This is a genomic window from Chryseobacterium sp. R2ACT005 (assembly GCF_049949215.1).
Classification (GTDB): Bacteria; Bacteroidota; Bacteroidia; order Flavobacteriales; family Weeksellaceae; genus Chryseobacterium.
Genome location: NZ_CP188192.1, coordinates 4,017,507 through 4,035,177, shown reverse-complemented (window position 1 = coordinate 4,035,177; position 17,671 = coordinate 4,017,507). Strand labels below are relative to the sequence as shown.

General features: G+C 35.9%; 18 protein-coding genes. 11 read left to right on the top strand and 7 right to left on the bottom strand.

Annotated features, from left to right (window positions below; genetic code table 11):
* Window positions 1–226 precede the first annotated feature (226 nt).
* The 7 genes from ACPF63_RS18535 to clpB form a co-directional block, all read right to left on the bottom strand.
* Window positions 227–1,231, bottom strand: a complete 1,005-nt coding sequence (locus ACPF63_RS18535) for a zinc metalloprotease (protein ID WP_426480887.1) — start codon at window positions 1,229–1,231, stop codon at window positions 227–229.
* Window positions 1,232–1,481: 250 nt separating this feature from the next.
* On the bottom strand, window positions 1,482–2,123 hold the full coding sequence (locus ACPF63_RS18530) for a response regulator transcription factor (protein ID WP_077413760.1): 642 nt from the start codon (window positions 2,121–2,123) through the stop codon (window positions 1,482–1,484).
* A complete protein-coding gene (locus ACPF63_RS18525) occupies window positions 2,120–2,851 on the bottom strand; it encodes a sensor histidine kinase (RefSeq protein ID WP_228408628.1) in 732 nt (243 codons plus the stop codon). The genes ACPF63_RS18530 and ACPF63_RS18525 overlap by 4 nt, the downstream gene beginning before the upstream one ends.
* Before the next feature lie 32 nt (window positions 2,852–2,883).
* On the bottom strand, window positions 2,884–3,528 hold the full coding sequence (locus ACPF63_RS18520; RefSeq protein WP_077413758.1) for a hypothetical protein: 645 nt from the start codon (window positions 3,526–3,528) through the stop codon (window positions 2,884–2,886).
* Window positions 3,529–3,555: 27 nt separating this feature from the next.
* A complete protein-coding gene (locus ACPF63_RS18515; RefSeq protein ID WP_426480886.1) occupies window positions 3,556–4,086 on the bottom strand; it encodes a hypothetical protein in 531 nt (176 codons plus the stop codon).
* Between the two features lie 494 nt (window positions 4,087–4,580).
* A complete protein-coding gene (locus tag ACPF63_RS18510) occupies window positions 4,581–5,486 on the bottom strand; it encodes a hypothetical protein (RefSeq protein ID WP_426480885.1) in 906 nt (301 codons plus the stop codon).
* A 101-nt stretch (window positions 5,487–5,587) separates the two neighbouring features.
* Window positions 5,588–8,182, bottom strand: a complete 2,595-nt coding sequence (gene clpB, locus ACPF63_RS18505) for an ATP-dependent chaperone ClpB (RefSeq protein WP_426480884.1) — start codon at window positions 8,180–8,182, stop codon at window positions 5,588–5,590.
* 371 nt (window positions 8,183–8,553) lie between these two features.
* On the opposite strand from clpB, the gene ACPF63_RS18500 reads away from it, so the two are divergent.
* The 11 genes from ACPF63_RS18500 to ACPF63_RS18450 all read left to right on the top strand — a co-directional run bounded on the left by ACPF63_RS18500 (window position 8,554) and on the right by ACPF63_RS18450 (window position 17,661).
* Window positions 8,554–9,132 (top strand): TetR/AcrR family transcriptional regulator, encoded by a 579-nt coding sequence (locus ACPF63_RS18500; protein WP_426480883.1) that lies wholly within the window; start codon window positions 8,554–8,556, stop codon window positions 9,130–9,132.
* A 172-nt stretch (window positions 9,133–9,304) separates the two neighbouring features.
* On the top strand, window positions 9,305–10,621 hold the full coding sequence (locus tag ACPF63_RS18495) for a phenylacetate--CoA ligase family protein (protein WP_426480882.1): 1,317 nt from the start codon (window positions 9,305–9,307) through the stop codon (window positions 10,619–10,621).
* Window positions 10,621–11,706, top strand: coding sequence for a 2Fe-2S iron-sulfur cluster-binding protein (locus tag ACPF63_RS18490; RefSeq protein ID WP_426480881.1), 1,086 nt, complete (start codon window positions 10,621–10,623; stop codon window positions 11,704–11,706). The genes ACPF63_RS18495 and ACPF63_RS18490 overlap by 1 nt, the downstream gene beginning before the upstream one ends.
* A 91-nt stretch (window positions 11,707–11,797) precedes the next feature.
* Window positions 11,798–12,736, top strand: coding sequence for a 1,2-phenylacetyl-CoA epoxidase subunit PaaA (paaA, locus tag ACPF63_RS18485; RefSeq protein WP_077413751.1), 939 nt, complete (start codon window positions 11,798–11,800; stop codon window positions 12,734–12,736).
* A 111-nt stretch (window positions 12,737–12,847) separates the two neighbouring features.
* On the top strand, window positions 12,848–13,129 hold the full coding sequence (gene paaB, locus ACPF63_RS18480; RefSeq protein ID WP_039364405.1) for a 1,2-phenylacetyl-CoA epoxidase subunit PaaB: 282 nt from the start codon (window positions 12,848–12,850) through the stop codon (window positions 13,127–13,129).
* Between the two features lie 88 nt (window positions 13,130–13,217).
* On the top strand, window positions 13,218–13,967 hold the full coding sequence (gene paaC / locus ACPF63_RS18475; protein ID WP_426480880.1) for a 1,2-phenylacetyl-CoA epoxidase subunit PaaC: 750 nt from the start codon (window positions 13,218–13,220) through the stop codon (window positions 13,965–13,967).
* 6 nt (window positions 13,968–13,973) lie between these two features.
* The gene (locus tag ACPF63_RS18470; RefSeq protein WP_426480879.1) at window positions 13,974–14,783 is read left to right on the top strand and encodes an alpha/beta hydrolase; all 810 of its coding nucleotides are present in this window, start codon (window positions 13,974–13,976) and stop codon (window positions 14,781–14,783) included.
* A gap of 3 nt (window positions 14,784–14,786) precedes the next feature.
* Window positions 14,787–15,251, top strand: coding sequence for a 1,2-phenylacetyl-CoA epoxidase subunit PaaD (gene paaD, locus ACPF63_RS18465; protein ID WP_426480878.1), 465 nt, complete (start codon window positions 14,787–14,789; stop codon window positions 15,249–15,251).
* 141 nt (window positions 15,252–15,392) lie between these two features.
* Window positions 15,393–16,193: an enoyl-CoA hydratase/isomerase family protein gene (locus ACPF63_RS18460; RefSeq protein WP_047382975.1), complete on the top strand. Its 801-nt coding sequence runs from the start codon at window positions 15,393–15,395 to the stop codon at window positions 16,191–16,193.
* A gap of 93 nt (window positions 16,194–16,286) precedes the next feature.
* Entirely contained in the window at window positions 16,287–17,417 is a 1,131-nt protein-coding gene (locus ACPF63_RS18455; protein ID WP_426480877.1) for a 3-hydroxyacyl-CoA dehydrogenase NAD-binding domain-containing protein, read from the top strand.
* A 16-nt stretch (window positions 17,418–17,433) separates the two neighbouring features.
* Window positions 17,434–17,661, top strand: a complete 228-nt coding sequence (locus ACPF63_RS18450; protein ID WP_426480876.1) for a hypothetical protein — start codon at window positions 17,434–17,436, stop codon at window positions 17,659–17,661.
* Window positions 17,662–17,671 lie beyond the last annotated feature (10 nt).

Sequence of the window (17,671 nt, the reverse complement as noted above, 5' to 3'; positions counted from 1 at the left end):
AAAAACATAATTAAAGCTATATGTTTCTTCCATTATTATTTTTTTTACTGAATTATTTGTTTTTAAAGAAATAACTTAAGCTTATTTCAGGCTTTTCATGTGAGTAAATTGCCTGAGCTACTACATAGAATCGTATTTCTGAATTTTAATCTAGAAGATGGGTACAAAAAAATCTATCCCATTTTGTGGGATAGATTTTAAAATATAAGTAAAAAAGATGTTTTAATTAATATACTCTCAACCCGGATCTTGCTCCTGAAGAGGCCACTACAGACTGCATTCTTGTTTTTTGCCCTGATGAGAACATGAACATAGCTGCGTCATCTACATAATCCATATAGTTCATAAACATTACAGATCTTTGTACACCGCTGCAAGTATTGTATAGAGGATAAGAAGGCTTTCCGTAATTTGCTGTAGTTTGTGTAGGAGTATCACTTACCTGGTCATTTCCGCAATTAGCATCTCCCCAGATGTGTCTTAAGTTTAAATAATGTCCTACTTCATGGGTTGCTGTTCTTCCCAGGTTGAAAGGCGAAGATGCACCGGTTTTTCCAAAATATGGAGCAGCAATTACAACACCGTCATTCCAGAGACCTGCAGATTCAGGGAAAGTTGCATATCCGAGAATTGTACGTCCCTGACTGGTCATTTTGCCTACCACCCATAAATTTAAATAATTAGTAGGATTAGTTGCGTCAATTCCTCCTTTAGAGGCTTTTTTCATATCATCATTGGTAGCCCAGCTGGTTTTTGAAGTAGATTTTCTAACAGTATTCACCAGTCTGAATTTTACTTTCGTGTCACCAGAACTTACAGTTTGGAATTCGGTTGGAATTTTGCTTGCATCACTGTTGGTGCCGGAATAATCAGCATTTAATACTGCAATTTGCTCAGCAATTCTTGCGTCAGAAACGTTTTCAGTTGTAGTTTTGTAGATGACATTCACTACAACTGGAATTTCTACAGTACCATCAGCTAGAACTTTTCCAAACTTTATATCATTGGCGAATTTTTCTGTATTGGTTTCTAATGCTGCAAATCTTTGCTGAAGTTCAGGACTTTTTTTCAAGGCTTCCTGTCTGATTTCCTCAGAAGCACAGCCTCTTTGAGCAAAGCCTGCTGTAGTTACTCCTTCGTCAGTTGTGTTTTCATTTTGATTGGTAATGTTGTCATTGTTACATGCAGACATTACACTGAGCATAAGAGCTCCAAATAATAGTTTTTTCATATCAAAAATCATTTAGGTTGAGGATGTGAAAATATATTATTTAAAATTGATATACAAATATTTTTTTAATTTATTTATGAAATCAATATGTATTGCTATGTTTTATTAATTTTAATTTACAATTATACTGAATGTTTTAAATTTTAATTAATCTAGGGTGGTTTATTAGCGCGTTTTATGGTTTTGTGGTTTTTTTAAGAATAAATTTCGCTTAAATTTATTTTTTTAAGAATTTTATCGTGATTAAAGTTTAGTTTGCAAAGCCATTTTTAATAGCGAAAACAGCGAGCCCAACACGGGTTTTCAAATCCAGCTTTTCACAAAGCTGATCGCGGTAGCTTTCTACTGTTCTTGGGCTGCAGCACATTCTGTCTGCAATTTCCTTATAGCTGAGTTCTGTTACAGTGTACTTTAGAAATTCTTTTTCTCTGTCAGAAATTCTTACGGCAATTTCAGTTTCTGATTCTTTATTAAGATTAGAGAAAATAATTTTTGATGCCCAGTCCGGATAAAAGAAGCCATCACTGTTCAATCGGGTAAGAGCTGTTTCCAGATCTCTTGGGTGTGTGTTTTTTAGTAGATAACCTTTTGCACCGCTTTTGATCATTTTAATCACGCTGTTGTCATCTCCCTGCATACTAAGCGCCATGATTTTAATACCGGGGTGATTTTTTGTAAGCCAGGCAGCGGTTTCAAAACCATCCATAATCGGCATACTGATGTCTAGAAGAATAATATCAGGAATTGAATTGCCTTCTTCAAGTTTTTGGATGAGGTCTTTTCCGTTTTCGCATACATAGATTACTTCAAATTCATTGAAATTTCCAATAATCCCTTCCAGAGCCTTGGCTATAAGTATATGATCGTCAACAATTACAATAGATTTCTTCATGACTGTTTTTTTAAGATAATATTGAGTTGGGTTCCCGTATTTTCATGGCTTTCCATGTGAAAACTGGCTCCTATGATTTCTGCTCTGTTTTTCATATTGGTAAGACCTATTCCGTTGGATTTAATCTGCGAAGTATCAAATCCTGTTCCGTCATCACGAATATTAAGTTCCCAAAGGATATCTTCAGAGGTATTAAGGGTGATAAAAATATTTTTACAACCGGAATGTTTTATACTATTCTGAATAAACTCCTGGGTGATTCTGAGCAATACATTTTTATGAACAAAGCCTAAGTCCAGCTGCTTAAAATTATGTTCAAAGCTTACATGACACTTTTTGAAAGAATTGGTATTGTCTACCTCCTCCTGTATCAAAGTTACAATTTCCTTCTGGTTGATGTTGTCATCAGTCAGTGTTTTTGACAAACTTCTAAGATCTTGCAATGACTGGTTGATGATCTGAGATACCTGATCAATTCTTTCGTTTGCTTCAGGAACCTTATTTTCATAAAGCATCTGCTGTACATAGAGACTTACCAGTGTCAGTTTTTGACCGATGTTGTCATGCAGTTCCCGACCGATCTGCTGCATGGTGGCTTGTTGGATCTCCAGTTGGGTTGACAAAAGCTCTCTCTGATGAAGTTCATTTTTCATCTCGATTTCATTCAGATATTCTCTTTTTCGCTGTCTGTAACTTCGGATATAGATTAATACAGCTGTTACAAACATCACAAAGAGTATGTTGAATAGAATAATAACTATTAAGAGTTCTGTTTTCCCCATATAAATGAACTTGCAAATAAGATATACATCACTGAAACTGAGATCAGGAAATAACTGAAATAGATATCCCAAATTTCCTTGTATTTTACCAGAAGTGATAAAAATGCCATGAAGGGTAATGTTCCTATATATGATAGCGTAATTCCAAGATTAATATAAAACATTTTGTTTTTATTGAAATTGAGAATCTCTTGTGAAGTAATTTGTTTGTAATACTCCATGATTACCAAAAGCATCAAAATAAGACAGCCAAAAGTATAGTTGAAAGCAAATACAATTTTACTTTTGGAAAAATATAATTCATTGGGAATAAATGAAAGCAGATATAAAATGGATATTATCCAAAATAGCTTGGGCTTTCCTAAAGATTTCGCAGCATATAGCCAGTAAAAAAATATAAACTGGATTGGCATTAAAAGATAGTTATAGTACTGAGCTTTGGTAAAATGAACAAAACTTCCCCACTTGCCATAAGCTTCCCCAAGAAAAATAAATACCAGATAAAACACAAAAAGTTTCCAATGTTGTTCTTTTAAACGGTTATAATGGAAAATTGCTATGACTGCAGCAAGTCCTTCAGCCCAAAGCAGACTTTTTTGTGCAAATTCCTGGAATTCTGTCATACAGTTCTAAATATGATATATTTACAATTAATAAGACTGACCGATAGGAGCTTTTGGCGGGACAAGTATTCCGTTATTTTCTCCAAGACTGGTATCATCATCTTCTCCCGTGACTTTGTTGGATTTGTTGGCTAATGCAAAAGATTTTCCTTCTGTACTTTGAAAAGGATTGAAATCATAATCAATAAGTTCTCCTGTTTCATCGGCTTTTTTTAATGTTGGGACCATTACTAGAGTGTGCCTTCCTGCGTATTCTATCGGAACAGGGTGTGATTCCATAATAGACCAGTTTTCCTGTTTCGGATAAGTAGCATAATAAAATCTGATCCCTAAATCTTCCGTAGATGTAGCTGGGTTTGCTTTGGCGGCTTCAGCTTCAATATTGGCAATAAAACTTTTTAATTTCGGAAGGTCAAACCAAATGGAATGAGCGTCATCTATTCCTAATGCGGTATTAATAGCATTGAGATGATTTTGACGGTAATTGTCAATCAGAGCCTGGATAAGACTATTTGACATTGTTCCAGGTTGTAGCGGATTATTTGATTCTGTATTCATAGCTTAGCAGTATTTTACGGATGAAATTCAATTAATATGCAAATCTCGGAAAAAATATGCTAGAAAATGTATTCGCGAATAGGGAATTATACTGTTATTTTTACCGTGTTTTTACGGATTGTATGTGAAGTATAATAGTTTTGGGAAAAAGAAAAGCCAGATTGATCCCATAAAAAAACGGAGAAGATCTCCGTTTATATTAAATACATCCGTAATGTTTTGGATCCCTGCAGATTAACCCTGCTGTGCAACATAGGCCGATAGGGCAGTTCCAGTACTCATCACATGATATCATTGATGGAAGTACTCCGCCTTCAATTTTCTTTAATTCGTTTCTTTTTAGCTTTTTCATACTGATTTTGGTATTAGTTATTGATTTGTAAGCTAAATATAGTATTATTTCACTTAACAAGGATAAAAAAAGATGTTGAATTATTAGCCAGAAAAAATTTATTAAGAAGAATCCCAAAGACTTTTTATATCAAAAGTGTGGACTATTCCTGCATTTTAAAGTCGCGGATGTTAATTAATTGTAGCGTTTTGTCATTGATCTTCAGTTCTATTCGGGAGGTTACCGTCCAATAGGCTACAAACCATATAGAAACCTTGTCATCATTTTTTAATTTTTGAATGGTTTTCTGGGCATATTTTAAATAATTTGCTGTCATTTCTTTGGCCTGAATATCGCTTATCCCGTCATTATTCCTTTTGATATTATTAAGTATATATTGTTGTATTAATTGGTCACTGGCTGCAATCACCTTGGCTTTGCTGTGTTTGAAGTCTTTTTCCCAGTCAGCTTCAAACAAAAGTTTTCCAATAACATTATATTCTTTTGAAAGTCCTGTTATCTCTTTTTCAGCTCCTTCCTGTGACGGAAGAATGAAGGAATCTGTTCTTTTCAGTTGTCCATTGCTGTTGAAGTATTGATTAGCTGTAGCAATTTTTTTATTATGAAGATATTCACTGTCTGTATCTTTTGCAAATGAATATTCTATTGTTAAATCTTTATTATTGAAAAGAATCAGTTTTGAATCATCAGAATAGTAAAAATCATATCCTTTCCTGTTCTTGGTGAAGTAGGCATATTGCAGATAATATTGTCTGTTACTTTCTGCATTCTGAAGCACTTCTTTGGTAATTGCAGATGGATCAACTCCTTTTCTGATCCATTCCTGTCTTATGATCTCGTGCTTTATGATATTTACACTATCCAGTTTTCTTTTTGAATAATAGAATCTGCCTTCATGAACAATATCATGGTTATGTTTTATTGCATCAAGATATTCTGTACGCATATTCTGGTAATCGGTGAGTGAAAATGGAGATGTCAGTTTATTCTGAGCGTTGACCAGAAGTGAGATCAAGAAAAATGATAAGGTGATTAATTTTATATACATCAGCAAAAAAAATAGTTTTTAAAAGTAGAGAAAAAAAATAAGTGCTGCAGATTTCTCTACAGCACTTATCCACAAAAATAATGTATATGAAAAAAACTATTTTATTGTTCAGTAGGTCTGAAAACCAAACCTGTTTCTACAAAATAATCCAGTGTGATTCTGTCTCCGTCATTTACTTTTCCGGCAAGAATCTCTTTAGACAATTTGTTCAGAACCTCCTGCTGAATCACTCTTTTCAATGGTCTTGCCCCGAAAGCAGGATCATAGCCTTTATTCATCAGATAATCTACAGCATCCTGAGTGAACGTCATAATGATGTTTCGTTTCGATAACATTTCATTAAATCCTCTCAACTGATACTGAACGATTTTTCCGATTTCTTTTTTTCTTAAAGGCTGGAACAGTACAATTTCATCAATTCTGTTCAGGAATTCCGGACGCAGGGTTTGTTTTAAAAGATCAAAAACTTCATCTTTTGTTTTGGCCACAATTTCATCCTGATTTTCTTCCGTAAGATTTTCAAAATTCTCCTGAATAAGGTGTGAGCCTAAATTCGAGGTCATAATGATGATTGAATTTTTGAAATTTACCACACGTCCCTTATTGTCTGTCAGACGTCCGTCGTCCAAAACCTGAAGCAGGGTATTGAAAACATCCGGATGGGCTTTTTCGATCTCGTCCAAAAGCACTACAGAATAGGGTCTTCTTCTTACCGCTTCAGTCAATTGTCCGCCTTCGTCATATCCTACATATCCCGGAGGTGCTCCTACCAATCTTGAAACACTGTGACGCTCCTGATATTCACTCATATCAATTCTCGTCATATTGTTTTCATCATCGAATAAGAATTCTGCCAATGCTTTTGCAAGCTCGGTCTTACCAACTCCGGTTGTTCCCAGGAATAAGAATGAACCAATAGGTTTCTTATCATCGCTTAATCCGGCTCTGTTTCTTCTGATAGCATCTGCAACCGCCTGAATGGCTTCGTCTTGTCCTACCACTCTGTGGTGGAGTTCAGATTCCAGGTTTAATAATTTATCTCTTTCGGATTGTAATAATTTAGTTACAGGAATACCTGTCCATTTGCCAATCACTTCAGAGATATTTTCTGCAGTAACTTCTTCTTTGATCAGTTCATTCTGATGGTTTTGCATTTCAAGCTCCATTTTGGTAAATTCTTCCTCTTTTTCACGAAGTTTTCCGTATTGGATTTCCGCTACTTTGGCATAATCTCCGGCTCTGGAAGCTCTTTCTGCTTCATGTTTCAGAGATTCAATATCTTTTTTGATCTGGGTAAGATCTTCACTTTTCTGTTTTTCTTTCAGCCATTTGGCATTGATCTCATTTCTTTGTTCAGAAATTTTTGCAATATCCTCCTTCAGGTGATCAATTTTTGTCTGATTTCCTTCTCTTGAAATGGCTGCTAATTCAATTTCCAGCTGCATTAATTTTCTGTCCAGAACGTCCAGTTCTTCCGGCTTGGAATTGATTTCCATTCTCAGTTTGGCAGAAGCTTCATCAATAAGGTCGATCGCTTTATCAGGTAAGAAACGGTCTGAAATATATCTCTGAGACATTTCCACAGCAGCAATAATTGCCTCATCTTTGATTCTTACCTTATGGTGAGCCTCATATTTATCTTTAATACCACGAAGGATGGAAATAGCAGATTCAGTATCCGGTTCTTCCACCATTACTTTCTGGAAACGTCTTTCCAGCGCTTTATCTTTTTCAAAATACTTTTGGTACTCATTCAAAGTAGTTGCTCCAATTGCTCTCAATTCACCTCTTGCCAAAGCAGGTTTTAGAATGTTGGCAGCATCCATTGCTCCTTCACCACCACCGGCTCCTACTAAAGTATGGATCTCATCAATGAAAAGAATAATCTGTCCGTCAGATTTGATAACCTCATTCACCACAGATTTCAAACGCTCTTCAAACTCACCTTTGTATTTGGCTCCGGCGATCAAAGCTCCCATATCCAATGAGAATAATGTTTTATCCATCAGATTTTCAGGAACGTCACCGTTGATAATTCTGTGGGCAATTCCTTCGGCAATAGCTGTTTTACCTACACCCGGCTCCCCGATAAGGATTGGGTTGTTTTTTGTTCTTCTGGAAAGGATCTGTAAAACCCTTCTGATTTCTTCATCACGCCCGATTACAGGGTCCAGTTTTCCTTCTGCCGCTAACTCGTTGAAGTTTTTAGCATATTTATTTAAGGACTGGTATGTTTCTTCTGAGCTAGCAGAAGTTGCTTTACTTCCTTTTCTTAATTCTTTGATAGCACCTTCCAGCAGATTTTTGGTTACACCCATATCTTTCAGCATCTTGGATACTTCAGAGCTGGTCTCCAAAAGAGATAGCCATAAATGTTCAATCGTTACATATTCGTCACCCATTTTCTTAGCGATATTGGGTGCATCCAGCAATACTTTGTTGGCAGATTGTGAAAGGTAAATGTTTCCTCCCTGTACTTTTGGAAGTTTTTCTAAATTTTCACGGTTACGCTCTCTTACTAAATTGGCATCTGCTTCAGATTTTTTAAGTAAGAAAGGCGATATATTTTCATCTACCTGGAAGATTCCTTCAAGGAGATGTTGAGGTTCAATACTTTGGTTGCCCAATTCCATAGCAGTCTGTTGTGCTGCCTGGATGGCTTCCTGTGATTTTACTGTATATTGGTTCAAGTTCATATTTTATATATTTTTGGTAATGATTTGTTCAAAGTTTAGTTTTTTAAAAAACATCAAGAAACCAAATTTTAAGGCTCAGTTTCTTAATGTCATCAATTATTTAATCATTTATTCGATGACTATATCGCAAAAACTGTTCAATTATTAAATTTACAAAAAAATAAGACAAATTTTCCGGATATTGTATTTTTAACGGAAAATTAACTTGACAAAATTTCCGATTTCGTAATTATTTCTTTGAAATTCATGAACAAATAGTCAGAATCAGGTAAAATAGCCAATCAATGAAACTGAAGTTGAAGAGCCTTGTGCTTTTTGTGATCAAAAAAGGAGCAGTTTAAATCAGAATAATTACTTTTGCATTTTACCAGATGGAACTAAAAGAAAAACAGAGAAAAATATTAGACGTAGCAGTAGAACTTTTCAAAGAGAAAGGGTATATGGGGAGCTCGGTAAGAGACCTGGCTACGAAGCTCAATATCAAAGCAGCATCGCTGTACGCACATATCCGTTCAAAGGAAGAAATTCTGGAATGGATTTGTTTTGGTATTGCTCAGGAGTTTTTCGATGAGCTTCAGGAAGTAAAAAATACAGATATTACTCCAAGAGAAAAACTAAATCTGTTATTGGATAAGCATCTGTCTGTTGTTCTTAAAAACCGTGATGTCACTCATATTTATTCTAATGAATGGAGACATCTGGAAGAAAAGCTTTCCGAGTTTGTAGAGTTAAGAAAAAATTATCAGCAGGAAGTTGAAAAACTCATTTCTGAGATCTACAGTGCAGAAAATTGGGAACTGAAATCACCATCATTTACAACAAGATTTATTCTTCATACTTTAAACAATTCTTATTTCTGGTTCAAAAGAAGCAGTGATTCTACTGATGAAATCACTGAAGAAATCAGGGAGAAAATCCTTTTTGGATTACTTGGAAACCAGAAAATATAGTCTTTCGCAAGTAGAAATCATTAGTACATTTTACACTGTACTTTTTACAAGAAAAGAAATCCCACGTCAATTTCCTTATTTAGAATCATTCAAAATATGACAAAAGTCATAAAAATTTTGCCAGCTTATAAAATCTTTTTAAATTTACACCTAACAAATGTTAGTTAGTTTTATGGATTTTTCAGTTGAATATCTGGAGCTGGGTCAGTTGAGACAGCTTCAATCCGACCGGTTGATGAGTTTGATCAGCTATTTGGGGGAGAAGTCGGAATTTTATAAAAAGAAATTTGATGAATTACAAATATCTCCGCAGGATATAAGGTCGATTGAAGATATCAGGAAACTTCCTATTACTTACAAACAGGATTTAAGAGATAACTACCCATTTGGTTTATTTACCGTTCCTAAAAATGAGCTTCAGCGTATTCACTGCTCAAGCGGAACTACAGGAAAACCAACAGTGGTAGGATATACCAAAGAAGATGTGGACCTTTTCAGTGAAGTCGTGGCAAGATCTTTACATGCTGCAGGAGCGAAACCGGGAATGCAGCTGCACAACGCTTATGGGTATGGAATTTTCACAGGAGGATTAGGGCTTCATTACGGAGCAGAGAAACTGGGGATGAGTGTTCTTCCTATTTCGGGAGGAATGACGGCGAGACAGGTAGATCTGATTGTAGATTTTAAGCCGGAAGTGATTTGCTGCTCTCCATCATATGCTTTGACTATTGCAGATGAATTTGCCAGAAGAGGAATTTCTGCAGATGAAATCAGTCTTCAATATGCTGTGTTAGGCTCAGAACCATGGACGGAAATTATCAGAGGCCACATTGAAGAAAAATTAGGGGTTCATGCAACCAATATTTATGGGTTGAGCGAAATTATCGGCCCGGGAGTTTCAATGGAGGATTTCGAGGAAAAAGGAGGTTCTTATATCTGGGAAGATCATTTTTACCCAGAAATTTTAGATCCGGTTACCAAACAGCCCGTTCCTTTCGGAGAAGAAGGGGTGTTGGTGATTACAACGTTAACGAAAAAAGCAATGCCGCTTCTTCGTTACTGGACCAATGATATCACAAGCCTTTACTATGATGAAAATGCCAAAAGAGCGATGGTGAAAATGAAACCCATTGTAGGAAGAGCAGATGATATGCTGATTGTAAGAGGTGTAAATGTCTATCCAAGCCAGATTGAAGAGGCTTTCTCTTATGTGGAAGGGGTAGTGCCCAATTATTATCTAACGCCTATCGAAAAGGAACATATGTGTATCGCTTTGGATATTGATGTTGAAATAGACGATGAGCTGGTAAAGACTCAGAAAATAGAAGCAAATACCGATGATTATTTTAATTTTGTCGGGAACTTTGGAAAAAACATAGAAAACGAAATAAAAAAACGGGTAGGAATCACAACGAAAGTGAAAGTTCATGCCCAGGACAGCCTGCCAAAGTGCGAAGGTGGAAAAATTAATAGAATACTTAAAAAATAATGAATTCATTTTATAAACTTAAAACAGTTAAAGTTCAGAAAGACACTTCCGAAGCAGTCAGTGTGGCGGTAGAAATCCCTGAAGAACTGAAAGATAAATTCAGGTTCAAACAAGGACAGTATCTGAATTTCCGAATGATGATCAACGGAAATGAAGAAAGACGTTCTTACTCTATCTGTAATGCTCCGAGCGAGAAAAGCAATACGCTGGAAGTATTGGTAAAGCTGCTTGAAGGCGGAAAAGTATCAGGCTATTTCAATGAGCATCTTCACATGGATGAAATCCTGGAAGTAATGCCTCCGATGGGTGGTTTTAATACCTCTTATCATCCTACAAACGTAAAAACTTACGTTGGTTTGGCTGCAGGGAGCGGAATTACCCCTGTTTTATCCAATATTAAAGAAAGCCTTTATCAGGAACCCAATAGTACTGCTTACCTGTTTTACAGCAACAGAAGTATGAATCATATTTTAAGGAAAGCGGAAATTGACAGACTGGTTGAACATTTCAATGGCAGACTGAAGGTGGTTTACCTGGTAAGCCGTGAAAAACATGAAGATCCTGTTTTTGAAGGAAGAATTTCTTCCGAGAAATTAGAACAGTTATTTGAAAGATACACAGATATTGATGTAAGAGAAGCTACCTATTTCATTTGCGGACCTGCAGAAATGATCAAAGGGATTGCAGACTACCTGAAAAAAGATAAGAAAGTACCTGCTATCCAGGTATTATTTGAATATTTCACTGCTCCTGATGAAGAAAATACGGAGGAAATGAGTGATGAATTCAAGGCCATTGCCAATATTGAAAGCATGGTAACGGTAATTATTGATGATGATGAATATTCGTTCCACCTTAATTCTAAAAAAGAAAGTATCTTAGATAAAGCATTGAAAGACAGTCTTCCTGTACCTTTTGCATGTAAAGGAGGAGTGTGCTGTACGTGTAAAGCGGAAGTTTTGGAAGGAGAAGTTTTCATGGAGAAAAACTACGCGCTTACCGAAGAAGAAGTAGCCAGAGGCTTCGTTCTTACCTGTCAATGTCACCCGACAACGAATGTGGTGATGCTTAATTATGATGTTTAATTTTTTGTAAAATGTAAAACGTATAATGTAAAACGTATATCGAAAATACATTGTACAACCAACATTTTACTTTAGTACAAAAAACAAAAAAATGGACTTAGAAAAATTTGTACAATATGTACATGACGAAAATAAAGTAGAACCAAAAGATGTAATGCCTGATGATTACAGAAAATTATTGGTTCGTCAGATTTCACAGCACGCCCATTCTGAAATTGTAGGAATGCTGCCGGAAGCCAACTGGATCTCCAGAGCTCCTTCATTGAGAAGAAAAATGGCTCTTTTAGCAAAAGTTCAGGATGAGGCAGGCCACGGTTTATACCTTTATTCTGCAACAGAAACGTTAGGAAACGGAACTATCAGAGCTGATAGAGACGCTACTTATGATGATATGCTGGAAGGAAAAGCAAAGTACTCAAGTATCTTTAATTATCCAACGCTAAGCTGGGCGGATATCGGTGCAATCGGCTGGCTGGTAGATGGTGCAGCCATTATGAATCAGGTAATGCTGATGGGGAATTCTTATGGTCCTTATTCCAGAGCGATGGTGAAAATCTGTAAAGAAGAATCTTTCCACCAAAGACAGGGATATGAGATTCTAATGGCGCTTTGTCGTGGTACCAAACAACAGAAAGAAATGGCTCAGGCTTCATTAAACCGTTTCTGGTGGCCGGCTCTAATGATGTTCGGACCTAATGATGACAGCTCGCCAAACTCTAAGATCTCTATGAATTACAGAGTAAAAAGAGAAAGTAATGATAACCTTCGTCAGAGATTTATCGACGTTACTGTTTCTCAGGCTGAATTCTTAGGATTGACTGTTCCGGATAAAGACCTGAAATGGAATGAAGAAAGACAACATTATGATTTCGGGGAACTTCCTTGGGATGAATTTATGGAAATCTTAAAAGGAAACGGACCTTGCAATAAAAAGCGTATCGAAACCAAGAGAAAAGCGCAAAGAGAAAACTCTTGGGTAAAGGAAGCAGCGGTAGCTTTTGCAGAGAAACAACAAAAAGAAGTAATATAATAATGTAACAATATACCAATGTAGAAATGTAACAATCATTGTCATGCTGAGCTTGTCGAAGCATCTCATTGTTAAACTGGTACATTGATACATTGTTAAATTAATTTGACTATGGCAAATTTAGATATGTGGGAAGTGTTTATTCAAACTAAACCGGGATTATCTCACAAACACGTTGGAATTGTACAGGCACCAACAGCAGAAATGGCTTTGCAGAATGCAAGAGACGTTTATACAAGAAGAAAAGAAGGAACTTCTGTTTGGGTAGTTCCAAGCAAATATATTGTGACTTCGGAAGGTGTGGATAAAGAAGCATTCTTCGATCCGGCTGATGACAAGCTATACCGTCACCCGACGTTCTATGATATTCCAAACGATGTAAAAAATATGTAATCAATAAAGATTGTAAGATGTGAGAGATCAGATACCAGACTTTTGTCAATCTGAAATTTAACGTCTGAAATCTGAAATTTACTAAACAATGAACCCATTATATAATTATTTATTAAAACTCGCAGACGACAGTTTCATTATGGGACAGCGTTTGTCTGCATGGTGTGGTGAAGGTCCTTATTTGGAGGAAGATATTGCATTGACAAACATTGCGCTGGATGAACTAGGACAGGCTAATAACTTTTATGTTTATGCTTCAAGAGTAATAGACAATGGTAAAAGTGAAGACGATTTAGCCTTTTTAAGATACGAACACGAATATGTAAATGCACACTGGATGGAACTTCCAAACGAAGATTATGCTCAGACCATTCTGAAAGTGTACGTTTTTTCAGTGTATCAGAAACTGATGTACGAGGCATTGTCAAACTCTGCAGATGAAGAACTTTCGGCTATTGCTCAGAAATCATTAAAAGAAGTAAGATATCATTATACTCATGCTGCATCCTGGATGAAAATCTTCGCACAGGGAACAGAAGAAAGTAAATTCCGTGTCGTAAAAGCAATTGAAGATATCTGGGAATATACAAAAGGTCTTTTTGCCAAAACAGAAGGTGAAGATGATCTTATTGCTTTAAACATCGTTCCGAATGCAGATGCTCTTTACGAAGAATTTCTTGTCATTACGAAGAAAGATTTTGCTGATTTCGGTTTAGAATATCCTGAAAACCCCTTCATGCAGCCTAAATCAAGAACAGGATATCATACAGAATATTTCGGATTTATTCTTTGTGAGCTTCAGTATATGCAGAGAGCGTATCCTGGATGTACCTGGTAATAAGTCATGAAGAAGATGCTTCTGGGGATATTAGCTTTTTTTCTTGCAGCATATGTGATAGTATGTGTTGGAATCTATTTCTATCAGGAGAAAATTATTTTTTATCCTGAAAAATTACCAGAAAACTATACATTTAAATTTGAGGGTGATTTTGAAGAAATAACAATCAAAACACAGGATAATAAGCATTTGAACTCTGTTCTGTTTAAAGCTCAAAACCCAAAAGGAGTCATCTTTTATCTTCACGGAAATGGAGGATCAATAAATGGCTGGGGAGAAGTAGCACAGTTATATCGCAGTATGAATTATGATACGTTTATGCTTGATTATCGGGGCTACGGAAAAAGTGAAGATAAAATTAATAGTAAAGATCAGCTTTTCTCGGATGTTGAAAGTGCTTACAAAGAGCTTTTGAAAAAATATCCGGAGAACAAAATTATTATTTTAGGATATTCTGTAGGAACAGGGCTGGCTGCAAAATTAGCATCAATGCATAACGCAAGATTATTGATTTTACAGGCACCTTATTATAGTATAGAGGATGAAATGAGTCAGAAATTCTCATTTCTTCCGAAATTTCTACTGAAATATAATTTTGAAACTGGTGAATATTTAAAAAACGTTGAGTCGCCGGTAGTTATTTTTCATGGTGATAAAGATGAGGTTATTAATTATAAAGCATCTTTAAAACTTAAAGATAATTTCAAAAAAGATGACAGCTTGATTATATTAAAGAATCAGTCTCACAACGGAATAACAGATAATTTGGATTATCAGAACAGAATGAAACTAATTCTTGATTCTGATAAAAAATAAAATATGAATCAGCTTTTAGATTTATTAAAAACAATTCCCGATCCGGAAATTCCGGTTATTGATATTGTAGAATTAGGAATTGTAAGAGATGCACAGGTCACAGGTGACAATACATGTGAAGTAATCATTACGCCTACTTATTCTGCCTGTCCTGCTATGTTTACCATTGAGGAAGATATTATCAAAATGATGAAAGAAAACGGCTGGGATGCAAAAGTAGTGACCAAGATGTTTCCGATCTGGACAACAGATTGGTTAACGGATGAAGCGAGGGAAAAACTCCGTGTCTACGGAATCACACCTCCTGAAAAGGGAGCAGACGAACATCACATCGGGAAACCGAAAAAATGTCCGCGCTGTGGTTCTGAGCATACCAAACAGATTAGCAGATTTGGGTCTACCTTATGTAAGGCATCTTATCAATGCTTAGACTGTCTGGAGCCATTTGATTATTTTAAGTGTCATTGATGAGTAATCAACCAATCTGCATAAACTTTACGGCTATGCAAAGCATAACGAAGGATTTGTTAGATTGTCAAATTATTAGACTGTTACATTGATTTATATTGTTAAATTAGTGCGTTGTTAAATAATAAATTAATAAAAACTATGTATACACAACTTGATATTGAAACGCATTTTGACGGGAAGCTTAAAATCGCATATCTTAATCAACCGGAAACAATGAACGCCCTTACCAAGCCGGCTTTATCAGATCTTAGAGATTTTGTTAAAGAATGCAGTGAAGACGAAACGGTAAGATGTGTTGCTATTTCCGGAAGAGGAAGAGCGTTTTGCTCAGGTCAGAATCTGGATGAAGCTTTTGTGGTAGGAAAAGAACACCATGATCATGACATCATTAGAAAAATTGTGGTAGACTATTATAACCCTTTAGTGTTAGAAGTTACCCGTTGCAAAAAACCGGTTATCGCTTTAGTAAACGGTCCTGCAGTAGGAGCTGGAGCAATGTTGGCTTTAATCTCTGACTTCGTTTTAGCGAATGAGAAAGCATATTTTGCTCAGGCATTTTCAAACATCGGTTTAATTCCTGATACAGGAGGAACGTACTTCTTACCGAAACTTTTAGGTAGACAATTAGCCAATTATTTAGCATTTACAGGTAAAAAATTATCTGCAGAAGAATCTAAAACTCATGGTCTTGTCGCTGAAGTTTTCACTGAAGAAGAATTCGTTCCAAAATCTATGGAAATCCTTGAAAGAATGGCGAATATGCCTACAGCTGCTCTTAAGCTTACTAAAAAAGCTTTTGCCAATTCTTATACCAATACTTTGAAAGAACAGCTTGAGCTGGAAGGAGATCTTCAGCAGGAAGCTGCAGGCACAGAAGACTTCATTGAAGGAGTAAATGCCTTTTTACAGAAAAGAAAACCTAATTATAAAGGAAGATAAATTTCGTATTAATGTATTCATGTAAAGTGTATTAATGATTTTTAAAACGATTTACATGAATACATTTTACATTAATACATTGTACAAATAAAAATGAATATTGGAATTATTGGGGCAGGAACCATGGGTGTAGGAATTGCTCAGGTGGCTGCAACAGCAGGCTGCAAAGTAGTTTTATTCGACGCTAATGCTCCGCAAATTGATAAAGCGCTTTCTGGTTTAGAAAAGACCCTTCAAAAGCTGGCTGAGAAAGATAAAATCTCTCAGGAAAAAGCAGCAGAAATCAGAAACAATATCGTAAAAGGTGAGGCACTGCAGGATTTAAAAGATTCTGATTTGGTGATTGAAGCGATTATTGAAAACAAAGACATTAAAACCAAAGTGTTTACAGAACTTGAAAACTATGTTTCAGAAAGCTGTATACTCAGTTCCAATACCTCATCTATTTCTATCACCTCTCTTGGTGCAGAACTAAAGAAACCGGAGCGTTTCATCGGAATTCACTTTTTCAATCCGGCTCCGTTGATGCCTTTAGTGGAAGTTATTCCATCCTTATTAACAGAAAATACATTAGCAGAAAAAATATACAACCTCATGAAAGAATGGGGGAAGACTCCTGTTATTGCCAAAGATATTCCCGGATTTATCGTCAACAGAATTGCCAGACCTTACTATGGGGAAGGGCTTAGAATTGTTGAAGAAAACATCGCAACACCGGAACAGGTGGATGATGCAATGAAAACGCTTGGGAACTTCAAAATGGGACCTTTTGAATTGATGGATCTTATCGGAGTTGATGTAAACTTTGCCGTAACAACAACGGTCTATAAAGATTATTTCTACGATCCGAAATATAAACCATCATTACTTCAGCAAAGAATGTCTGAAGCAAAACTTCATGGCAGAAAAACAGGAAAAGGTTTCTACGATTATAGCGAAGGAGCAGAAAAACCTCTTGCTCAGAAAGATGAGGCTTTATATCAGCAAATCTTTTTAAGAATCATTTCCATGCTGATCAATGAAGCAGTTGAGGCCAAAAGATTAGGCGTTGCCAATGACGAAGATATTGAACTGGCAATGCAGAAGGGAGTAAACTATCCAAAAGGATTATTAGGCTGGGGCAAAGAAATCGGATATGCAAAAATCTCTGAAACCTTACAGAACCTTTACGAAGAATATCAGGAAGAGAGATACAGGCAAAGTCCTTTGCTGAGAAAACTATAAAGATAAATTACCTTTTATGAGCAGATCTAGGAAAAAAACACCTATAACAGGAATTACAACTGCTGTGACAGAAAAGGAAAATAAAAGAGACGCTAATCGGAAACTGAGAAGATTAAACAAAATCAAAATTCACAAAAGAGATTATGATTTGTTTCTATTAAGAGAGATATCCAATGTCTGGGGATTCGATAAAGATGGTAAACGTTATTTAAAAGATGCCAGCAAAAGATGTTTAATGAAGTAAAAAGAAAATA

Coding starts and splice junctions, on each gene's coding strand:
- ACPF63_RS18490 (WP_426480881.1), top strand. CDS start 10,621: ATGAATTCATTTTATAAACTTAAAACAGTTAAAGTTCAGAAAGACACT.
- ACPF63_RS18530 (WP_077413760.1), bottom strand. CDS start 2,123: ATGAAGAAATCTATTGTAATTGTTGACGATCATATACTTATAGCCAAG.
- ACPF63_RS18525 (WP_228408628.1), bottom strand. CDS start 2,851: ATGTTTGTAACAGCTGTATTAATCTATATCCGAAGTTACAGACAGCGA.
- ACPF63_RS18510 (WP_426480885.1), bottom strand. CDS start 5,486: ATGTATATAAAATTAATCACCTTATCATTTTTCTTGATCTCACTTCTG.
- ACPF63_RS18535 (WP_426480887.1), bottom strand. CDS start 1,231: ATGAAAAAACTATTATTTGGAGCTCTTATGCTCAGTGTAATGTCTGCA.
- ACPF63_RS18460 (WP_047382975.1), top strand. CDS start 15,393: ATGTATACACAACTTGATATTGAAACGCATTTTGACGGGAAGCTTAAA.
- ACPF63_RS18515 (WP_426480886.1), bottom strand. CDS start 4,086: ATGAATACAGAATCAAATAATCCGCTACAACCTGGAACAATGTCAAAT.
- ACPF63_RS18495 (WP_426480882.1), top strand. CDS start 9,305: ATGGATTTTTCAGTTGAATATCTGGAGCTGGGTCAGTTGAGACAGCTT.
- ACPF63_RS18450 (WP_426480876.1), top strand. CDS start 17,434: ATGAGCAGATCTAGGAAAAAAACACCTATAACAGGAATTACAACTGCT.
- ACPF63_RS18455 (WP_426480877.1), top strand. CDS start 16,287: ATGAATATTGGAATTATTGGGGCAGGAACCATGGGTGTAGGAATTGCT.
- ACPF63_RS18500 (WP_426480883.1), top strand. CDS start 8,554: ATGGAACTAAAAGAAAAACAGAGAAAAATATTAGACGTAGCAGTAGAA.
- paaC (WP_426480880.1), top strand. CDS start 13,218: ATGAACCCATTATATAATTATTTATTAAAACTCGCAGACGACAGTTTC.
- paaA (WP_077413751.1), top strand. CDS start 11,798: ATGGACTTAGAAAAATTTGTACAATATGTACATGACGAAAATAAAGTA.
- ACPF63_RS18520 (WP_077413758.1), bottom strand. CDS start 3,528: ATGACAGAATTCCAGGAATTTGCACAAAAAAGTCTGCTTTGGGCTGAA.
- ACPF63_RS18470 (WP_426480879.1), top strand. CDS start 13,974: ATGAAGAAGATGCTTCTGGGGATATTAGCTTTTTTTCTTGCAGCATAT.
- paaD (WP_426480878.1), top strand. CDS start 14,787: ATGAATCAGCTTTTAGATTTATTAAAAACAATTCCCGATCCGGAAATT.
- clpB (WP_426480884.1), bottom strand. CDS start 8,182: ATGAACTTGAACCAATATACAGTAAAATCACAGGAAGCCATCCAGGCA.
- paaB (WP_039364405.1), top strand. CDS start 12,848: ATGGCAAATTTAGATATGTGGGAAGTGTTTATTCAAACTAAACCGGGA.